The sequence below is a fragment of the Stenotrophomonas sp. LMG 10879 genome (assembly GCF_002750935.1).
Lineage (GTDB): Bacteria > Pseudomonadota > Gammaproteobacteria > Xanthomonadales > Xanthomonadaceae > Stenotrophomonas > Stenotrophomonas lactitubi_B.
This window is the reverse complement of sequence record NZ_PEJT01000007.1, coordinates 58,401-77,352: the sequence shown is the minus strand read 5'-3', so window position 1 is coordinate 77,352 and position 18,952 is coordinate 58,401. Positions and strand designations below refer to the sequence as shown.

The following is an 18,952-nucleotide window of genomic DNA, read 5'->3' as shown; positions in this document are numbered from 1 at the left end:
GTGGATAGGGTGTGCATCGGCGGCGGCAGCCACGCATGGCGTGGCTCTACTGCTTCAATCGGTAGTGCCGGGACCGCTCAGTACACCGTTGCGCGGCCCTGCACGAACGAATAGAAGAACACCGCATTCGGATCGTTCTGCACCAGCCGGAACTCGCGGCGCATGCCCTCCACCGTCGCTTCATCCACCGTGCCGGCCTGCAGCAGCTGGTCGGCCGCCGACAGCAACAGCTGTTCCCAGAACGCGATCATCGTCTTGCGACGTGCCGGTTCGCGGTTGTCCAGGTGGATGGTCTTGATCTCGGTGTGCACATCGCGGAAGCCGCCGGCCAGCAGCAGATTGCCCAGCTTGGCGCCGACGAACGGGTCGCCGCCATGGTCGTACTGGAAATCGTTGAAGGCCATCCAGTAGCGCCAGATGTGCGGCGAATACGGATCAAGCAGGAACGAAGCATTCATCACCTCGGTGATGTACACCGGCGAGCCCGGGGCCAGCACGCGACGGACCTCACTCAGCACGCGCGCGGGCGAGGGGACGTGTTCCAGCACCCAGCACAGGAAGGCCGCATCGAAGGTGCGCGCCTCGAACGGCAGTTCGCCGGCATCGGCCTGCTGCAGCGTGTAACGGTCGCTGCACCACGGCGTGCGCGCCAGATTTTCGCGTGCGGTTTCCAGCTGGGTCTCGCTCAGGTCCACGCCGGTCACGTGCAGCTCGGGGAAGCGGCGCAGCAGGATCTCGGTCTGTGCACCCACGCCGCTGCCGACTTCCAGCAGGCGCTTTGCGCCGCTGTAATCGATCTGGCCGAAGATGCTCGATTCCAGCAGGCGCGCCTGGGTCATCAGGCGCTGCTGCTCGGTGCCGGAGAACCCGTGCAGGTAGGTCGGGGAAGAAATCGGCGGGGTCATGATGGCGGGCTCAGGCAGCAGAAGACATCGCCGGTTCCCCGGCGATCAGGCGGTCGAAATAGTCGGTGGTCAGCGCGATCTGGCTGGCCGGATCTTCAGCACGGTTGACCACCGCGCGGAACGCGGCATTCTCCGGCCGGTCCTTGGCGTACCAGCCCAGGTGCTTGCGCGCGATGCGCACGCCCTGCGGTTCGCCATAGAAATCGTGCAGTGCGTGCAGGTGGCCGAGCAGGATGTCGCGCACTTCGGCCAGCGACGGCGGCGGCAGTTCCTCGCCGGTGGCCAGGTAATGCGCCACCTCGCGGAAGATCCACGGCCGGCCCTGTGCGGAGCGGCCGATCATCACCGCGTCCACGCCGGTCTGCTGCAGGACGAAGGCGGCCTTCTGCGGCGAATCAATATCGCCGTTGGCGATCACCGGGATGCGCAACGCGGCCTTGATCTCGCCGATCGTGGCGTACTCGGCCTGGCCGGTGTAGTGCTGGTCGCGGGTACGGCCGTGCACGGCCAGGGCGGCGATGCCACTGGCCTCGGCGATGCGGGCGATGACCGGGCCGTTGCGGTGGTCGCAGTCCCAGCCGGTGCGGATCTTCAGCGTCACCGGCACGTCCACCGCGTTGACCACGGCTTCCAGGATGCGCGCGACCAGCTGCTCATCGCGCATCAGCGCAGAGCCCGCCCATGCGTTGCACACCTTCTTGGCCGGGCAGCCCATGTTGATGTCGATGATCTGCGCGCCATGGTCGACGTTGTAACGCGCCGCCTCGGCCAGCTGCTGCGGCTCGGTACCGGCGATCTGCACGCTGATCGGCGCCGGTTCACCGGCATGGTCCATGCGGTGGATCGACTTGCGCGTGTTCCAGAAGCGCGGGTCGCTGATGGTCATTTCCGAGGCGGCCAGACCTGCGCCCAGCCGTTTGCACAGCAGGCGGAAGGGCTTGTCGGTGACGCCGGCCATGGGCGCAAGCACGACGTTGGGGGCAATGGAGTACGGGCCAATCTGCATGCGCCCATTGTAGGGCGCGGCCGGCGCCCCGGCGGGGGGGGGGCGGCCTGCCGGTTCAGGCCGATCCGGACCGACCTCATGCCGCACGGGCATCAGCAGATGCTTGACGGTTGCTTCCGTCGCCCCCAAGGGCGGGTGATGGTGGGCGGCTGGGTCTACCGGTAGCGCGCATCCACGCATGGCGTGGATCTACTACGGGCCCGACCCGGTCGGACGGCGCCGTTGCGCCCCGCGTCCCGGTAGATCCACGCCATGCGTGGATGGGGCCTTGCCCATGAACGTGAAAAGGCCCGGGCATCTGCATGCCCGGGCCCGATCATCATCCCCGCAGGGAGGTGGCGTTATTTCACTTCAGCGTCGGCCGGGGTGAAGCGCGGCATTGCCGCCGCCGCGCCTTCCTTCTCGGTCGAACGACCGGCGAACTGGTTGGCGAAGCGCACGTGGCGGGCGAACGGAGCGTCCGGCACCTGGGCGAGCGAGGCCACCAGCGCACCGTTGAAGGCATCGCCGGCGCCGGTGGTGTCGATCGCCTGCACCTGTTCGGCACCCACGCGGTAATACGGCTGGGCGTCGCCACGCAGGTGCTCGTCGGCATGCGACACGAACACGCCCACCGAACCCAGGGTCACCACCACCGTGCCGTTGCCGACCAGCTTGCGGCACAGCGCATGCAGGCTGGCGCCGTCCAGCGCGGCGACGTCGTTGGCATCCACGCGCTCGCCGACATGACGGCCGAGCAGGGCAGCGAACTCGGTCTCGTTCGGGGTGATCACGTCGGCCAGCTTGAGCAGGCCGATGGTCGAGGGAGCGTCGGCCGGTGCGGTGTTGAGCACGGTGGTGACACCGGCCTCGCGGGCCACGGCCAGCGCCGCTTCGATGGTCTGCACCGGCGATTCCAGCTGCACCAGCACCACCTTGGCGCTGGTCAGCAGGGCCTGCTGTTGCTGCACGAAGTCGGTGCTCAGCGCCGCGTTGGCGCCCGGGCCGATGACGATGGTGTTGCGGCCACGGGCATCGACATAGATGCCGGCGGTGCCGGTCGGCTCGCTGCTGGCTTCGGCGATCAGCGCGAAGCCATCCTGCGCGGCCAGGTCACGGGCGGTGGCACCACCCGCATCGTCGCCCAGCGCACACAGGAAGCTGGTGTCAGCGCCGGCGCGGCAGGCGGCAACGGCCTGGTTGAAGCCCTTGCCACCCGGACCGGTGCTGTAGCGGCCGGCAATGGTCGCACCCGGCGCCGGCAGCGACTCGCACCGCCACACGTGATCGACATTGAAGGAACCGACGACAACGACACTGCTGCTCATAGGGAATCTTTTCTCAAACAAGGGTTCAGCTGAAATGCGTCAGCACGCCGGCGATGGTAGCCGTCATGAAGGTGGCGATGGTACCGCCCAGCACCGCGCGCAGGCCGAACTTGGCCAGATCGTGGCGTCGCTCCGGTGCCAACCCGCCGATGCCGCCGATCTGGATCGCGATCGAGCTGAAATTGGCGAAGCCGCACAGCGCGTAGGTGGCGATCAGGCGACCTTCGTCGGACAGGCTCATGCCCGGCACCTGGCCATTCACGATCTTCGACAGTTCGGTGTAGGCGACGAACTCGTTGATCACGACCTTCTGGCCGATCAGCGAACCGACGGTGGTGGCGTCGGCCCACGGGGTACCGATCACCCAGGCAATCGGCGCCAGCACGTAGCCGAAGATGGTCGACAGGTCGGTCGGCTTGCCGATCGCAGCCGCCAGGCCGGTGACTTCACCAATCCAGGTCAGCGGCGCATTGAGCAGGGCGATCAGGGCGATGAAGGCCAGCAGCATCGCACCGATGTTCAGTGCCAGCTTCAGGCCGTCACCGGCGCCGGCAGCGGCCGCGTCGATGATGTTGCTGGAGGTCTTCTCCACTTCCATCTTGACCGTGCCGCGGGTCAGCGGGGTACCGGTTTCCGGAATCAGCAGCTTGGCCACGACCAGGGTGGCCGGGGCCGCCATGATGCTGGCCGCCAGCAGATGCTTGGCGTAGAACGCCTGCTGCACCGGATCGCCACCGCCGAGCATGCCCACGTATGCGGCAAGCACGCCGCCGGCGATATGGGCCATGCCGCCGATCATCATCGTCAGCAGCTCGGACTGGGTCATCTTGGCGATGTACGGACGCACCGTCAGCGGTGCCTCGGTCTGGCCGATGAACACGCTGGCGCAGACGCTGGTGGTTTCCGCACCGGACACGCGCATCACCTTGGTGATCGACCAGGCCATCACCCGCACGATCGCCTGCATGACGTTGAGGTGGTACATGACCCCCATCAGCGCCGAGAAGAAGATGATCGTCGGCAGCACCTGGAAGGCGAAGATGAAACCGTAGTTCTTGACGTCCATCAACGAGCCGAAGATGAACTTCGAACCTTCGTTGACGAAGCTCAGCACCTTCACGAAGCCCTGGCCCAGCGCATCGAACACGTCGCGCCCGCCCGGTACCAGGATCACCAGTGCCGCAAAGGCGATCTGCAGGGTGATGCCGGTGGCAACCAGCTTCCAGTCCACCGCGCGCTTGTTGTTGGAAAACAACCAGGTGATGCCGATCAGCACCGCCAAACCGAACAGGCCGAAGCCGATCCTGCCCAAACCTTCGACCATCTGAGTGACTCCCCTGGGGCGTCGCGAAAAACGGGAAGCCTAGTGCAGGGCAGGGGCCGGAGCAAGGAAAAGCGGTCTGCGCGCGGCCATCGGCTCCGATCAGGCCAGCAACAGCAAGGGGTTGCGCCTGCCGGGACAGGTAGAATGGTGGCTTGATCCCGGCCCGAATGCGGGCCCGCAGCAGGAGAATCGCATGCTCTACCGTCGCCTTGGCTCCACCGGCCTGCCGATGTCCGCCCTGTCCTTCGGCGCCTGGGTGACCTTCGGCGACCAGGTGCCACGCGATGAGGCGCGCAACCTGGTGGCGGCGGCATGGGATCATGGCATCAACTTCTTCGACAACGCCGAGGGCTATGCCAACGGCCGCGCCGAGCAGGTGATGGGCGATGTGATGGCCGACCTGCGGCTGCCGCGTGATGGCTTCTGCGTGTCCAGCAAGGTGTTCTTCGGCAGTGCCAAGGACCCGCGGCCGACCCAGCGTGGCCTGTCGCGCAAGCACGTGACCGACGCCTGCCACGCCGCGCTCAAGCGCCTGCGGGTGGACTACCTGGACCTTTATTATTGTCATCGCCCGGATCCGGACGCCCCGATCGCTGAGACGGTGCATGCCATGGATACCCTGGTCCGGCAGGGCAAGGTGCTGTATTGGGGCACCTCGGAATGGTCGGCCAACCAGATCCAGCAAGCGGTGGACATCGCCGCGCGCCATAACCTGCAGGCGCCTTCGATGGAGCAGCCGCAGTACAACCTGCTGCATCGGGAGCGGGTGGAGGTGGAGTACGCGCCGCTGTATGCCACCGCCGGGCTGGGTACCACGATCTTCTCGCCGCTGGCCTCGGGCCTGCTGAGCGGCAAGTACGACGACGGTGTGCCGGCCGATGCGCGGCTGGGCCGCGAAGGCATGAGCTGGTTGCAGGACCTGGTGCTGGGCGACAACGCCGACGAGCGCCTGGCCCGGGTGCGTCGCTTCAGTGCCGTGGCCCGCGAGCTGGGCCATGCCCCGGCCAGCCTGGCCATCGCCTGGTGCCTGCGCAACCCCAACGTCTCCAGCGTGATCCTCGGCGCCAGCCGGGTCAGCCAGCTGCTGCAGAACCTGCAGGCGCTGGACGTGCTGGCGCAGGTGGACGACACCGGCTGGGCGCAGGTGGAAGCCGTATTCGCCTGAGGGCCGGGGACAGGTTGTAGGGCCGAGCCCACGCTTGGCCGGCCTTACCTCGACCAGTTCGGCTCGTTTCAATAGATGAAATCTATCGAATTTTTAATTTCGATCATTAATTCCATCAATTAAGTTGAGAATGATTGTTGATTGTCAACTGAGAATCATTATCATTTAACTCGTCCCTCGCACGAGTCCAGATGCTCATGAATGCTCAACCTGTACTGCTGCGCCCCGAAACGCTGACCCTCCGCGACCGCCCGGTTCGTGTCGTGCCGCCGGAAGAGGTCATCGACAGCGAAGCCCTGCTCAAGGGCCGTCGTGAAATCCTGATCCAGCACGGTGATCGTTTCTACCGTCTGCGTCATACCAGCAACGACAAGCTGATCCTGACCAAGTAACGCGGTCTGGTCGCCCGCCTCCCTCCCTCCTGTCGGCCGCGCCGGCAGGGTGGGCGACCCGTCCGCTCCTGCTCTCTCCCCCTCGGTCTACCGTTCATGCCTGCTTGGCGTGGCGGTGGCCGGGGGTTCCCCTGCCTGACCGAACGATGCCGATGACCCGCCCGACTGCCCTTTCCATTGCCCTGTGGATGGCCCTGCCGCTGTCCGCCCATGCTGCTGCCGACGCCGCGCCCGACGCGCGCGAGTTCGATCGCGTGCAGGTCACCGCCACCCGTACCGAACGTGCGGTCAGCGATGTCGCTGCCACCGTCGATGTGATCGACCGCGAGCAGATGGACCGGCAGCTGGTGCAGGACATCAAGGATCTGGTGCGCTACGAGCCGGGCCTGTCGGTCAGCCGCAGCGCCACCCGCTTCGGCCTCGGCAGCATCCGCATCCGCGGCCTGGACGGCAACCGTGTGCGCATCCAGACCGACGGCATCGCCATGCCGACCAGCTTCAACATCGGCTCGTTCTCCAACGCCAACCGCAACTTCACCGACCTGGACACGCTCAAGCGCGTGGAGATCGTGCGCGGACCGGCCAGCTCGCTGTACGGCTCGGACGCACTCGGTGGCGTGGTTGCCTTCGTCACCAAGGACCCGGCCGATTACCTCAAGGATGGCAAGGACAGCTACGTCGGCCTGAAGTTCGGCTACGACGGCGAGTGGAAAGGCCTGCTCGGCGGCGTCACCAGCGCCTTCGGTGGCGAGCACTGGAGCGGCATGGTCAACATCAACCACCGCCAGGGCCAGGAAACCGACAACAAGGGCGACGTGCGCAGCAGCGACAACACGCGCACCGCGGCCAACCCGCAGGACCGCGATGGTCGCAGCGGCCTGGCCAAGCTGGTCTATGCGCCCAGCGACGACCAGCGTTTCCGCCTGACCGTGGAAGGCAACGAAGACAACACCGATACCGACGTGCTGTCCTCGATCGACCGCACCACCACCACCGGCATGAAGGCGCGCGACACGCAGAACCGCACCCGCGTGTCCTTCGCCCACGAGATGGATGCGCTGGACAAGGGCTTCGCCGACAGCCTGCACTGGCAGGTCTACACGCAGGACAGCGAAACCACGCAGCGTACCGATGAAGCGCGCGCCAATGGCAGCCGCCGCCATCGTGAGTTCAGTTTCGACCAGCGCGTGTATGGCCTGCAGGCGGTGTTCAACAAGGCCTTCAGCACCGGCAGTGTCGAACACGCGCTGACCTATGGCTTCGATGGCGCCCGCACCGAGATCCGCCAGAAGCGCGATGGCTACCAGGTCAGCAACCGTGGCGTGGTCAGCACGACGATCCTGCCCGACGCGTTCCCGGTGCGCGATTTCCCGATCAGCAAGACCACCGAGCTGGGCCTGTACGCGCAGGATGAAATGCGCCTGGCCGACGGCAAGCTGTCGCTGGTGCCGGGCGTGCGCGTGGACCGCTACGAACTGAAGCCGGACGTGGACAGCATCTTCGCCGAGGACAACCCCGGCGTGGCCGTGTCGGAGCTGAAGAAGACCAGCGTGTCGCCGAAGTTCGGCCTGGTCTATCGCTTCACCGACGCGTGGTCGCTGTTTGCCGGTTACTCGCGTGGCTTCCGCTCGCCGCCCTACAACGACGTCAACCTCGGTTTCACCAACTTCGCTTTCGGCTACACCGCCATTCCCAATCCGGACCTGAAGCCGGAAACCAGCGACGGCGTCGAACTGGGCATGCGCTTCCTGTCGCCGGCGGCGTACGTGAGCCTGAGCGGCTACTACAACGACTACAAGGACTTCATCGAGTCGCAGACGCTGGTGGGCACCAACGCGCAGGGCTTGATGGTGTTCCAGTCGCGCAACATCGCCGACGCACGCATCTACGGTGCCGAACTGAAGGCCGGGGTCGACTTCGGCCAGATCAGCCCGGCGCTGCAGGGTTGGGCGCTGCGCAGTGCGGTGGCGTGGTCGCGCGGCGACAACAAGACCGCCGATGTGCCGCTGGATTCGGTCGATCCGATGCGCGGCACCGTCGGCCTGATGTACGACACCGACTCCTGGGGCGTCGAACTGGCCGGTACCTTCGTCAAGCGCAAGGACCGCGTGGCCTCGGCCAGCATCTATCGACCGGCCGGCTACGGCGTGGCCGATCTGATGGCGCACTGGAACTTCGCCCCGGGCGCCACCTTCAACGTCGGTGTCTTCAACCTGGGTGACAAGCGTTACATCGACTGGTCCAACGTCGGCTCGACCCTGTCGGCCAGCAGCACCGTTCTGGACCGCTATACCAGCCCCGGCCGCACTCTGTCGGCCAGCCTTGCCGTGTCCTGGTGATCCCATGAGCCGAGCCCTGTCTGCACGTCGCCTGCCGTCCTCCCTGTCGCGTTCGTCGCTGCGGGCCTGGCCTGCGCCGGCACAGCTGGCAGCGCTCGGCACCGTGTTGTGCCTGTACCACGCCGATGGCAACGAGCTGGGCGGTTGGCGCCAGGCGGTATCGGTGCATGCCTGCCAGGGCGTGGACAGCGAGGGCCTGCGCGAAAGCCTGTGCTTCCTCGATGCACGCGGCCGCTGCGTGTGGCGCCTGTACCTGTTGCCGGACAGTGATTTCCTGGCCTGGGACCGGCTGGTGGCGACGCTGCCGCCCGGTCCTTCGCACGATGCCGAGGGCAGCGTTGGTGAGCGCCTGTGGCGGCGCCTGGCCGGGCACCTGGGCGGCCAACGCTGGCGCCTGTGCACGCTGCGCCTGCACGCCGCCGACGAAGGCCGCACGCTCGCTGCCAGCCTGTCCACGTTGTCGTCGCTGGGAGCCGCCACCGCGCGCCGGATCGCGCGCATCGAAGGCGCCGAAGGCGAACTGGCGATCGACGATTGTTGTTGTGCCGATGCCGCACGCCGCCCTGCCGCGCGCGCTCCCGGCGACCTGCCGCTGGTCCGCCTGTGACCTGATTGCGATGGATCGCCTGCTGGCCAGGATGGCCTTTCCACGAAACCTGCAACCCCGAAGGAAGACCCGATGAAGTTCCAGACAGCCAGCGTGATGGTGCTGCTCGCCGCCAGTGGCGCCGCCGACGCGCAGCCCTCCGACATCGCCCGCGACCACGACAGCATCCTGGCCATGCAGGGTGAGTACACGGTGGATTTTGCCTTCGATGAGACGGTGCTGCTGAAGCCGGGCTACGAGCGCGCACCGGCCATGCGCAGCGGCGGCAACGAAGTGGTGATCGTGGTCGAGGACAGCCCGAAGCGCATCGTGCTGCAGCACCTGCTGCTGGACGAGAAGAGCGGCCATGTGACCAAGCACTGGCGTCAGGACTGGGTGTACGAAGCGCCGAACCGTTTCGAGTTCAGCGCCGACCAGACCTGGCAGGTGCGCACGATTCCGGCGGCGACCAACCAGGGCGCCTGGACCCAGTGCGTGTACGAAGTCAGCGATGCACCGCGCTACTGCGGCACCGGCACGTGGACCTACGGCAACAACGTGCCGACCTGGACCAGCGACATCAGCTGGCGCCCGCTGCCGCGGCGTGAGTACACCAAGCGCAGCGATTACAACGCGCTGGCCGTGGTCAACCGCCACACGCTCACCCCGAACGGCTGGACCCACGAGCAGTTCAACACCAAGGTGCAGCGCAACGCTGATGGCAGCCAGGTCGAAATCGCCCGCGAATTCGGCTTCAACGACTACATCAGGACCACCGAGGTCGACTTCACCCCGGCGCGTGATTACTGGAAGGCCACTGCCGGCTACTGGAGCAAGGTGCGCCAGCGTTGGGACGGCTTCCTGACCCAGGCCCCGGGCGTGCACCTGAAGACCAAGCTCGACGGCATGGCGATGATCATCCCGCTGTTCACTCAGGCCGAAGACGTGCAGGCCGGCAAGAAGGTGAAGGACACCCAGATCGACGAAGTTTTCGCCAAGTACGTGGAAAAGGCGCCGAAGGAAGGTTGATCGGCGCGCAGGGTGCCGGACGTGCACTGCACTGGTGGGTGCCGAGCTTGCTCGGCACGCTCTCCGACGGTGATTGCACCCGGCATCCACGCGTCGTGCCGCGTTGTTTGGCGCCGAATGCGCCTGGCTATGACGCGTTTCACCACGATTTTTCGCGCATTTCTGCGAGAGGCGGGCACGCGATAGGATGGGCAGCCCATGCTGTCCACGATCTTCCCCCGTCGATGAAACTCTCCACTCTCTGCAGTCAGCTGCTGCCCGGCGAAGCGTGCGATGACATCGAGAGCTTCTTCCTCGAAATCGATGACTTCGAGGAGGTGCCGCTTGTTTCGCGCTTGAGTCGGATCGATGACTTGCTGGAGCGATTGGGACCTCGATGGACATCGGCCTATCTGCTCAGTCTCTGCATGCATGTGCTGGCGACCGTTCGTATCGCCGGCAGCGCGCGCGACCCAGCCGGCACGAAGATGTTTCTGGCATTGAGCTTTACCGACTTCGAGCTGCAGGCGGAGGATGGCGTTCTGCTCCCCAACGTTTTCTGCTATCCGGGTTCGGAGGGGATCGCGTTTGGAAACAGGTGCGGGGAAAAATGCGGAAGGAACACCTCGACGGAAATCGACGCCGTGCGCTCCGTGTTCGAAGATGCTGGTCTGCTCGCAGGTTTCCGCTTCTGCGAAAGCCGCACCGATGGCCCTCCGGGTTACGAAGTGGTTCGTGTCTATGCGATTCCAATGCATGGAAATGAGGCGTGCTGATGGTCGTGCCAGAACGCCTGATGTTCGAAACCTATCTGTCAGATCCGCAGATCTATGATCGTCTCGAACAGCATTTCCTCGACACCTTTGCGACCGGAATCCAAGCGGCCGGACTGCGTGTTGGAGACTTTCGCAGCCCGCACTACAACACCTTCTTCGTCGATGGCACCAAGGATCGCGATGCCAACCCGATCTTCTCCGCCAAGCACCTGCCCAGCGGCCACATCGTCCGTATCGTCATTTTCGATAGTTCGCCTGAATACAGCGAAGTCCATAAGCGGGTGGGAGACAACGACGAAAAGGACGAGCTCTGCCTGTTCATAACGTTGCCGGGCATGCAGCGCGCGATGGGCACGGCCCTGGCCTGGGCGCAACAACAGGCGTCGTGACCCGAATCCACGCATGGCGTGGATCTACTGGGGCCATCGCTGGTAGATCCACGCCATGCGTGGATGCCTTTGCTTTCACAACAGCGTCAGGCCTCGCGCAATGCCAATGCCGGGGGCGTGTGCAGGATCCGCCGCGTGCCCAACCAGCCGGCCAGCAGGCTCAGCGCAATACCGAGTAGCCCACCCAGCAGCAGACCCGGCCACGGCGGCAGCAGCGGCAGCTCGAACACCTTCTGCGACACCGCCACGCCTATCACCGCTGCCGCACCCACCGCCAACAGCGCCGCCAGCGCGCCCAGCGCACCGAACTCGACCAGTACCGCGCCACGCAGCTGGCGCCGCGTTGCACCCAGCGTGCGCAGCACCGCGCTGTCATAGCGGCGCTCGCCAGCCGTCGCCTGCAGTGCCGCCAGCAGCACCAGCACGCCGGCCAGCAGGCTGAACACCATCACCAGCTGCACCGCCTGCGCCACCCGTTCCATCACATCGCGCACCTGCGAGATCACCGCATCCACGTCCAGCAGCGACAGGTTCGGCTGCGCGCGCACCAGGGCCCCGAGACCCGCCGCCTGTCCCGCCGGCAGGTGGAACGCCGACAGCAGGTTGTGCGGCGTATCGCCCACCGCATTCGGGTTCAACAGCACGAAGAAGTTCGGCCGGAAGGTGTTCCAGTCGGCCTTGCGCACGCTGGTGACGGTGAACTCGCGCTCCTGTTCGCCCACCGCAATGGTGATGCGATCACCCGGGTACACGCCATAGCGCTTGGCCCAGCCGATCTCCACGGATGCCTCGGCGGCGGTGCTGTCCGGTTTCCAGAACGTGCCGTTGACCAGTGTGTTGGCCGGCGGGAACGTGCTGCGCCAACTGAAGTTCAGTGGCCGGTTCTCGTCATCGTCGTCGCGCTGTCCTTCGCCCTGCGGCTGGGTGTCGTCGGCCGGCGTGCGGTCCACCCGCAGCGGTGGTTTGCCGTTGATTGCGATCAGGCGGCCGGTGGCCATCGGTTCGATGCTGGCATCATCCGCACCCAGGCCCTGCAGCGCGGCCAGCACGCTGTCGCGCTGCTCGGGCTGGATGTTGATCAGGAAGTAGTTCGGCGTGTCCGCGGGGAGGCGCTCGCGCCACTGCTGCAGCAGGCCGGGGCCGATCACCGCCAGCAACAGCAGGGCGCACAGCGACAGAGACAGCCCCACCAGCTGCATCACCGCCAGCATCCGCCGCCGTGTCAGCGCCGCCAGGCCCAATCGCCAGTTGCCGTGCAGGCGGTGCTGCAGGCCACGCAGCAGCTGCAGCAGCAGGAACCCGACCACGCCTGCGGCGACCGCCAGCCCGGCCAGCCCACCCAGCACCCACAGGGCCAGCTTCAGATCACCGGTGACCTGCACCGCCAGTACCAGGCTGGCGGCCAGTGCGGCCACATAGGCCAACAGCGAAGCAGGCGGCAAGGCGGCGAACGAGCGGTTGAGCACACGCATCGGCGGCACGCCACGCAGGCGCAGCAGCGGCGGCAGTCCGAAGCCGAACAGCAGCAACAGGCCAATCCCCGCGCCGGTCAGCGCAGGCATCGCTTCGGGCAACGGCAGGCGTTGCGGCACCAGGCTGCCCAGTACCTGCACCAGTCCTTCCTGCGCCGCCATGCCCAGGCCGATGCCGATCGCACAGGCCGGCACGGCCAGCATCAGCAGCTGCAGGGCCAGGCCAGCCAGGATGTCGCGCTGGCGTGCGCCCAGGCAGCGCAGGATCGCCACCTGGTCGATGCGACGCAGGGCGAACCGGTTGGCCGCCAGTGCGGTGGCCACGCCGGCCAGCAGCACCGCCAGCAGCGCGCTCAGGCCGAGGAAACGACCGGCCAGGTCGAAGGCCTGGCGCACCCCGCGCTGGGTATCGTTCACGCTGAGCAGGCGCATGCCCTTCACCTGCGGCAGCAGCCATTGCCGGAATGCAGCGATATCGGTGGCCGGGCCGGCGAACATCAGCCGGTAGTTGATACGGCTGCCGGGGCCGAGCAGGCCGGTGCCTTCCACATCGGCGCGGTTGACCAACAGGGTCGGCGACAGCGTCAGCAGGTCGCCGCCGGCATCGGGCTCGGATTCGATGATGCCGGCAATGCGCAGCGTGCCTGCACCAAATTCCAGATCGTCGCCGGCCTTCAGGCCCAGCGCCTGCAGCAGGCGTGGATCGGCATAGGCCTGGCCCTTGGCCGGCATCCCGGCATCGGCGATCAGCGCGCCGCCCGGCGTGGCGCGCACGCGCAGCGCGCCACGCAGCGGATAGCCTGCTTCCACGGCCTTGATGCTGGCCATCTGGCTGGCATCGCCCTGGAACAGCACGCTGCCGAAGCTGGCCAGCCGCGTGTGCGCGAGGCCGCGTCGCTGCGCCTCGTCGGCGAATGCCGCAGGCGGGTCATCGCGCCCGGACACGCCGAGGTCGCCGCCGAGCATTTCCGCGGCGCTACCGGTCAGGGCCAGGTTGACCCGGTTGACCAGCGTGCCCACCGCCGTCATCACCGCCACGCCCAGTACCAGGGCGGCGAAGACGGTCAGCAGGTCACCGGCGAGGGCTTCGCGGCGCAGTGCGCGCCACGCATGCCGCAGCAGGTTCATGCGTCCACTCCATGTTCCACCGGCTGCAGGCGGCCGTTGTCGATGCGATGGATGTACTGGCAGCGCTGCGCCAGGCGCAGGTCGTGGGTGACCAGCACCAGCGTGGTACCGCTGCCGGCATTGAGTTCGAACAGCAGATCGCTGATGTGCTGGCCGGTGGCCTGGTCCAGCGAACCGGTGGGCTCGTCGGCGAACAGGATGCGCGGGCGGCTGACGAACGCGCGGGCGAGGGCCACACGCTGCTGCTCGCCGCCGGACAACTGCCGCGGATAGTGGCGGGCGCGGTGCGATAGCCCGACCGCAGCCAGCACCTCGTCCACCCGCGTGCGGTCCTCGCGCCCGGCCAGTTCCAGCGGCAGCGCGATGTTCTCGGCCGCCGTCAGCGCCGGCAGCAGGTGGAAGCTCTGGAACACGAAGCCGACGTCGCGGGCGCGCAGTTGTGCACGGGCTTCTTCGTCCAATGCCGTCAGATCCTGGCCTGCCAGCGTGATGCGGCCGCGGCTGGGCAGGTCCAGCCCGGCCAGCAGGCCGAGCAGGGTGGTCTTGCCGGAACCGGAGGCGCCGACGATGGCCACGCTGGTGCCTTCATGGACGGTCAGGGTGATGTTGTCCAGTATGTGGACTTCACCCTCCGGGCCATGCACGGATTTGCCGACCTGGTCGACGGCGATGGCGACGGGCGCGCTGCGGGGGGACAGGCTGTCGATGAGGAGACTCCAATGCACAAGACGGGATGGAGCCGGCAAGCCGGCGCAATGATGGTGCTGTTGCTAGGGTTGCTGCTGTTGCCGGCACTGGCGTGTGCCAAAGGTCCGGCCACCGGTACCGTGCTGGTGCTCGGTGACAGCCTCAGTGCCGCCCACAATATCCCGGCCGACGCAGGCTGGGTCAGCCTGCTGCAGCAGCGGGTCAGGCAGCAGTCGAAAACTCCGCCGCGCATCGTCAACGCCAGCATGAGCGGGGAAACCACCGCCGGCGCGCTGACCCGGCTGCCGGGCCTGCTCGCGCGGGAGAAGCCCACGGTGGTGGTGATCGCCCTCGGCGGCAACGATGCGCTGCGCGGCCTGACCCCGGCGCAGGTGCAGGGCAACCTGGAAAAAATGGTGCAGGCCAGCCAGAAGGCCGGTGCCAAGGTGCTGCTGCTGGGCATCGACGTGCCGCCCAACTATGGGCCCGGCTACCGCCAGCGCCTGGCGGCGGCGTACCGGGCCCTGGCCACCCAGTACAAGGTACCGTTGCTGCCGTTCCTGCTGGAAGGCGTGGCCCTGCAGCCGGGCTTGATGCAGGCCGATGGCCTGCACCCGACCGCGCAGGCGCAGCCGAAAGTGCTGGACAACGTATGGCCGCTGCTGAAACCGCTGCTGTGAGCACGCCATCTTCTTTTCATTGACGCAACTTCACATCGCGTGCACCGTCGATCGGGCATGTTTCACAAAGCTGAAGAAAAAGGGATTCTCATGCGTCAGACGAAGGAGACTTCCGGCTTGGTGCTGGTAGTCGAAGACAACCGCAACATCTCCGAGATGATCGGGGAGTACCTGGAAGGCCGTGGCTTCGAGGTGGACTATGCGCAGGATGGCCTGGACGGCTACCGTCTGGCTGCCGAGAACAGCTACGACGTGGTCGTGCTGGACCTGATGCTGCCGCGACTGGATGGCATCGAAGTGTGCCGCCGGCTGCGCAACGATGCGCGCAAGTCGACCCCGGTGCTGATGCTGACCGCGCGTGACACGCTGGATGACAAGCTCACCGGCCTTGGTTTTGGTGCCGATGATTACCTGACCAAGCCGTTCGCGATCCAGGAACTGGAAGCCCGCCTGCGCGCGCTGATCCGCCGCGAACGTCGCCAGGTCGGTTCGGAAGTGCTCAAGGTCGCCGACCTGGTGCTCGATCCGGTCAGCATGCGTGCCACGCGTGCCGGCACCGAGCTGCAGCTGTCGCCGATCGGCCTGCGCCTGCTGACCATCCTGATGCGCGAATCGCCGCGTGTGGTCACCCGCCAGGAAATCGAGCGCGAAATCTGGGGCAACGGCCTGCCTGATTCGGACACGTTGCGCAGCCACCTGTACAACCTGCGCAAGATCATCGACAAGCCGTTTGATCGGCCGCTGCTGCACACCGTGCAGAGCGCGGGCTATCGCATCGCCGATATCGCCCAGCCGATGGCCTGATCGACGTCGTGCCGGTGTTGCAGCAGAACCGGCACGGCTGTGGTCGGCAGGGAAGGGGTGAACGTTCCGGATGCCCGGTCGTCATCGTCCATGCACGATCACGGCACAGCGCGCTGCCTATAATCGCAGCGCTCTGACCGGGATACCGCAATGCCGCACGGCCTGCCGCGCAAGATCCGTATCGCCTTCATCCTGCAAGCCGTGCTGGCCAGCCTGGGTATCCTGCTGGGCGCCTGGCTGGTTTCGCTGGTGATCAAGCACAGCCTGGTCGGCGCTGCCCTGCGCGAAGAAGCGGCGTACTACTGGACGCTGCACGAGGCCTCGCCCGTGCAGCCGCCGCCCAATACCCAGAACATCCGTGGCTACCTGCTGGAACGCGGGCAATCGAGCCTGTCGCTGCCCGCCAACCTGCGCACGTTGGAACCGGGTTTCCACGAACTGCCCGACGACGATCAGCTGGTGCTGGTCGACGCCCGCGAAGAGGGCCGCCTGTACCTGGTGTTCCTGCGCTCGCGCGCGGAGATGCTGGCGTTCTGGTTCGGCATCGTGCCGGTGCTGCTGACCCTGCTGGCGGTGTATGGCGCCTCCTGGATCACCTACCGCGCGTCCAAACGCCTGGTGTCACCGGTGAACTGGCTGGCGCGGCGCGTCTCGCGCTGGGATCCGGGTCATCCGGAAGCGGCCGATCTGGAGCCGAACAAGCTGCCCGCGGACATGCAGGGCGAGACCCGGCAGCTGGCGGCGGCGCTGCATTCGCTGGCCAACCGGGTGACTGCGCACGTGGCACGCGAACGCAACTTCACCCGCGATGCCAGCCATGAACTGCGCACGCCGCTGACGGTCATCCGGGTGGCCAGCGACATGGCGCTGGGCGATGAAAGCCTGGAGCCGCGCCTGCGCCGCAGCCTGCAGCGCATCCAGCGTGCCGGGCGGGACATGGAAGCGGTGATCGATGCGTTCCTGATCCTGGCCCGCGAGGCCGACGTCGAGCCGCAGGTGGAACTGTTCGACGTCAGCGACATCGTCCGCTACGAAGTGGACAACGCCAACGAGCTGCTGGTGGGCCGGCCACTGGCGGTGCACCTGCACAGTGACGCAGCCGTGCAGCTGCATGCACCGCCGCGGGTGCTGCAGGTGGTGGTCAGCAACCTGGTGCGCAACGCCTGCAGCTACACCGACGAAGGTCGCATCGACGTGCACGTGCACAACGACCGGGTGGTGGTAAGCGATACCGGCATCGGCATGTCCGCCGACGCGCTGTCGCGTGCATTCGAGCCGTTCTATCGTGCTGATCCCAGCCGTCCGCAGGGTACGGGCCTGGGCCTGTCGATCGTGCGTCGCCTGTGTGAACGCTTCGGCTGGAAGGTCAGCTTGACCAGCGAGCTGGGCAAGGGCACCGAGGCGACGGTGATTTTCCGCTGAGGGCCGGGCTGCGAAGCAACAGCAACAGCGGACATTCCGTGGGATGGCGGGGCGCTGTGGGTTTGCAGGACACGCCGTAAACCCATCCATGGGGGCTCGATGGCGCCATCCATGGCGCCAACGGTCCTGCAAACCCACAGCGCCCCGCCTTCGACAGGTTCCGCGATCTGCAGTAGATCCACGCCATGCGTGGATGAAGCGTCCCGGTAGTGCCGGCCGCTGGCCGGCAACCCCAGCATCACTCAGTTGCAGTTGACCTTCGGCGCCAGCGCCTTGGTCCAGATCGCATAGCCGGCCGGGGTCATGTGCAGCATGTCCTCGCGGAACAGCGAGGCATCGGGCTGTCCATCGGCCCCCAGCATCGGGGTGTAGATGTCGGTGTAGCCGGTGTTGGGCAGCTTCGCCAGCGCAGCCTTGATCTTCGCGTTGGCGTCGTTGATCGCCGGCAGCAGGTGCGCCCGCGACGGGCTGGGCTTGATGGAGACGTACTCCACCTTGGTCTTCGGCAGGTCGCGATGCACGCGCTGCACGAAGGCCACCACATCGTCGCGTACCTGGGTCGCGCTGCGGCCGCTGTTGAGGTCGTTGTCGCCGGCGTAGAAGAACACCTTGCACGGCGCGTACGGCACGATGGCCTGGCCGGCGTACCAGGTGCTGTCGCGTACTTCCGAGCCACCGAAGCCGCGGTTGAACACCGGTTGCCCCGGGAAGTCCTCGGCCAGGCTGTCCCACATGCGGAAGGACGAGCTGCCAATGAATTCGATGCCGCCGCGCGGCGGCGGATTGGTGCGGTCGGCGGTGGCGAAGGATGCCATGTCGGCGGCCCAGGCCACGTTGGAGACCTGCGCGGGTACCTGCGGCGGCGCCGGCGGGCTCAGGGCCTGGGCCAGCGGCGCGGCCAGCAGGCCAAGCAGGATCAGGCAGGTGCGGGGACGGGTCATCAGGCACTCCGGCAGGGCAGGGGGCATCCATCATAGAAGCTGGTCCGGCCCTGCGCTTGGCCGTGCTGGGCCGTTCGCAGGGCCTCCCGGCGGGGCTTCCGGGCTGCCATTGCCGCCCTTGTGGCAAAATGGGGGCTGTCTGCCTATCCCTGTGCACCCATGATTCCCTGCCGTGCGTCTGAGCGGTCGCTGCGCCGCGCCTCTGTTGCTGGATCCTTCACCCGTGGCTGATCAGTTCGGCCACATGCCCCGCGGCCCGCGCCGCATCTTCCAGGCCGCCCGTTGGTCCTGGCAGGGCCTGCGAGCCGCCTGGCTGCACGAGTCCTCGTTCCGGCTGGAGGTCTACCTGCTGGTGCTGCTGACGCCGCTGGCGATCTGGCTGGGCCAGACACCGGTGGAGCGCGCGCTGATGATCGGCTCGATGCTGCTGGTGCTGGCGATGGAACTGGCCAACTCGGCCATCGAGGCGGTGATCGAGCGCTATGGCGCGGAAATCCATGAACTGGCCGGCCGTGCCAAGGACATGGGCTCGGCGGCAGTGTTCGTGCTGATGATGAACGTGCTGCTGTGCTGGGCCCTGGTGCTGGTGCCGCGGTTGTTCCCGGCCAGCGTCGGCTGATC

Annotated in this window: 18 protein-coding genes; 11 read left to right on the top strand and 7 right to left on the bottom strand. The window is 66.7% G+C overall.

The window, feature by feature from the left end; genetic code table 11:
- Positions 1–77: 77 nt before the first annotated feature.
- The 4 genes from CR919_RS12455 to CR919_RS12440 all read right to left on the bottom strand — a co-directional run bounded on the left by CR919_RS12455 (position 78) and on the right by CR919_RS12440 (position 4,542).
- On the bottom strand, positions 78–905 hold the full coding sequence (locus tag CR919_RS12455) for a class I SAM-dependent methyltransferase (RefSeq protein ID WP_099820274.1): 828 nt from the start codon (positions 903–905) through the stop codon (positions 78–80).
- Between the two features lie 10 nt (positions 906–915).
- Entirely contained in the window at positions 916–1,911 is a 996-nt protein-coding gene (gene dusB / locus CR919_RS12450; RefSeq protein WP_099820273.1) for a tRNA dihydrouridine synthase DusB, read from the bottom strand.
- Positions 1,912–2,252: 341 nt separating this feature from the next.
- The gene (locus CR919_RS12445; protein WP_099820272.1) at positions 2,253–3,218 is read right to left on the bottom strand and encodes a ribokinase; all 966 of its coding nucleotides are present in this window, start codon (positions 3,216–3,218) and stop codon (positions 2,253–2,255) included.
- 25 nt (positions 3,219–3,243) lie between these two features.
- Positions 3,244–4,542, bottom strand: a complete 1,299-nt coding sequence (locus CR919_RS12440; RefSeq protein ID WP_025877855.1) for a nucleoside transporter C-terminal domain-containing protein — start codon at positions 4,540–4,542, stop codon at positions 3,244–3,246.
- Between the two features lie 193 nt (positions 4,543–4,735).
- On the opposite strand from CR919_RS12440, the gene CR919_RS12435 reads away from it, so the two are divergent.
- The 7 genes from CR919_RS12435 (at position 4,736) to CR919_RS12405 (ending at position 11,197) form a co-directional block, all read left to right on the top strand.
- A complete protein-coding gene (locus CR919_RS12435; protein ID WP_099820271.1) occupies positions 4,736–5,707 on the top strand; it encodes an aldo/keto reductase in 972 nt (323 codons plus the stop codon).
- A 197-nt stretch (positions 5,708–5,904) separates the two neighbouring features.
- Positions 5,905–6,099, top strand: a complete 195-nt coding sequence (locus tag CR919_RS12430; RefSeq protein ID WP_005412278.1) for a hemin uptake protein HemP — start codon at positions 5,905–5,907, stop codon at positions 6,097–6,099.
- A 152-nt stretch (positions 6,100–6,251) separates the two neighbouring features.
- Positions 6,252–8,438, top strand: coding sequence for a TonB-dependent hemoglobin/transferrin/lactoferrin family receptor (locus CR919_RS12425; protein ID WP_207761035.1), 2,187 nt, complete (start codon positions 6,252–6,254; stop codon positions 8,436–8,438).
- Positions 8,439–8,442: 4 nt separating this feature from the next.
- Positions 8,443–9,045, top strand: a complete 603-nt coding sequence (locus tag CR919_RS12420) for a Hemin transport protein (protein ID WP_099820270.1) — start codon at positions 8,443–8,445, stop codon at positions 9,043–9,045.
- A gap of 72 nt (positions 9,046–9,117) precedes the next feature.
- Positions 9,118–10,053: a DUF6607 family protein gene (locus CR919_RS12415; protein WP_099820269.1), complete on the top strand. Its 936-nt coding sequence runs from the start codon at positions 9,118–9,120 to the stop codon at positions 10,051–10,053.
- Positions 10,050–10,808 carry a hypothetical protein gene (locus tag CR919_RS12410; protein WP_243380119.1) on the top strand — a complete coding sequence of 253 codons (759 nt, stop codon included), beginning with the start codon at positions 10,050–10,052 and terminating at the stop codon, positions 10,806–10,808. The genes CR919_RS12415 and CR919_RS12410 overlap by 4 nt, the downstream gene beginning before the upstream one ends.
- On the top strand, positions 10,802–11,197 hold the full coding sequence (locus CR919_RS12405) for a hypothetical protein (RefSeq protein WP_099820267.1): 396 nt from the start codon (positions 10,802–10,804) through the stop codon (positions 11,195–11,197). The genes CR919_RS12410 and CR919_RS12405 overlap by 7 nt, the downstream gene beginning before the upstream one ends.
- Positions 11,198–11,283: 86 nt before the next feature.
- On the opposite strand, the gene CR919_RS12400 is transcribed toward CR919_RS12405, so the two are convergent.
- Positions 11,284–13,797 carry an FtsX-like permease family protein gene (locus tag CR919_RS12400; RefSeq protein ID WP_099820266.1) on the bottom strand — a complete coding sequence of 838 codons (2,514 nt, stop codon included), beginning with the start codon at positions 13,795–13,797 and terminating at the stop codon, positions 11,284–11,286.
- On the bottom strand, positions 13,794–14,441 hold the full coding sequence (locus CR919_RS12395; RefSeq protein WP_033832045.1) for an ATP-binding cassette domain-containing protein: 648 nt from the start codon (positions 14,439–14,441) through the stop codon (positions 13,794–13,796). Before CR919_RS12395 ends, CR919_RS12400 begins: the two co-directional genes overlap by 4 nt.
- Positions 14,442–14,516: 75 nt before the next feature.
- On the opposite strand from CR919_RS12395, the gene CR919_RS12390 reads away from it, so the two are divergent.
- The 3 genes from CR919_RS12390 to CR919_RS12380 all read left to right on the top strand — a co-directional run bounded on the left by CR919_RS12390 (position 14,517) and on the right by CR919_RS12380 (position 17,390).
- Complete coding sequence (locus CR919_RS12390; RefSeq protein WP_099820265.1) at positions 14,517–15,164, top strand: arylesterase; 648 nt, start codon at positions 14,517–14,519, stop codon at positions 15,162–15,164.
- A gap of 90 nt (positions 15,165–15,254) precedes the next feature.
- Positions 15,255–15,968, top strand: coding sequence for a response regulator transcription factor (locus tag CR919_RS12385; RefSeq protein ID WP_002811889.1), 714 nt, complete (start codon positions 15,255–15,257; stop codon positions 15,966–15,968).
- Positions 15,969–16,118: 150 nt separating this feature from the next.
- Complete coding sequence (locus tag CR919_RS12380; protein WP_099820263.1) at positions 16,119–17,390, top strand: HAMP domain-containing sensor histidine kinase; 1,272 nt, start codon at positions 16,119–16,121, stop codon at positions 17,388–17,390.
- A gap of 242 nt (positions 17,391–17,632) precedes the next feature.
- Here CR919_RS12380 and CR919_RS12375 read toward each other — a convergent pair whose 3' ends face one another.
- Entirely contained in the window at positions 17,633–18,331 is a 699-nt protein-coding gene (locus CR919_RS12375; protein ID WP_099820262.1) for an SGNH/GDSL hydrolase family protein, read from the bottom strand.
- A gap of 223 nt (positions 18,332–18,554) precedes the next feature.
- On the opposite strand from CR919_RS12375, the gene CR919_RS12370 reads away from it, so the two are divergent.
- Positions 18,555–18,950 carry a diacylglycerol kinase gene (locus tag CR919_RS12370; protein ID WP_025877898.1) on the top strand — a complete coding sequence of 132 codons (396 nt, stop codon included), beginning with the start codon at positions 18,555–18,557 and terminating at the stop codon, positions 18,948–18,950.
- The last annotated feature ends 2 nt before the right edge of the window (positions 18,951–18,952 follow it).

Coding starts and splice junctions, on each gene's coding strand:
- dusB (WP_099820273.1), bottom strand. CDS start 1,911: ATGCAGATTGGCCCGTACTCCATTGCCCCCAACGTCGTGCTTGCGCCC.
- CR919_RS12425 (WP_207761035.1), top strand. CDS start 6,252: ATGACCCGCCCGACTGCCCTTTCCATTGCCCTGTGGATGGCCCTGCCG.
- CR919_RS12400 (WP_099820266.1), bottom strand. CDS start 13,797: ATGAACCTGCTGCGGCATGCGTGGCGCGCACTGCGCCGCGAAGCCCTC.
- CR919_RS12385 (WP_002811889.1), top strand. CDS start 15,255: ATGCGTCAGACGAAGGAGACTTCCGGCTTGGTGCTGGTAGTCGAAGAC.
- CR919_RS12430 (WP_005412278.1), top strand. CDS start 5,905: ATGAATGCTCAACCTGTACTGCTGCGCCCCGAAACGCTGACCCTCCGC.
- CR919_RS12455 (WP_099820274.1), bottom strand. CDS start 905: ATGACCCCGCCGATTTCTTCCCCGACCTACCTGCACGGGTTCTCCGGC.
- CR919_RS12440 (WP_025877855.1), bottom strand. CDS start 4,542: ATGGTCGAAGGTTTGGGCAGGATCGGCTTCGGCCTGTTCGGTTTGGCG.
- CR919_RS12380 (WP_099820263.1), top strand. CDS start 16,119: ATGCCGCACGGCCTGCCGCGCAAGATCCGTATCGCCTTCATCCTGCAA.
- CR919_RS12375 (WP_099820262.1), bottom strand. CDS start 18,331: ATGACCCGTCCCCGCACCTGCCTGATCCTGCTTGGCCTGCTGGCCGCG.
- CR919_RS12420 (WP_099820270.1), top strand. CDS start 8,443: ATGAGCCGAGCCCTGTCTGCACGTCGCCTGCCGTCCTCCCTGTCGCGT.
- CR919_RS12415 (WP_099820269.1), top strand. CDS start 9,118: ATGAAGTTCCAGACAGCCAGCGTGATGGTGCTGCTCGCCGCCAGTGGC.
- CR919_RS12435 (WP_099820271.1), top strand. CDS start 4,736: ATGCTCTACCGTCGCCTTGGCTCCACCGGCCTGCCGATGTCCGCCCTG.
- CR919_RS12390 (WP_099820265.1), top strand. CDS start 14,517: ATGCACAAGACGGGATGGAGCCGGCAAGCCGGCGCAATGATGGTGCTG.
- CR919_RS12445 (WP_099820272.1), bottom strand. CDS start 3,218: ATGAGCAGCAGTGTCGTTGTCGTCGGTTCCTTCAATGTCGATCACGTG.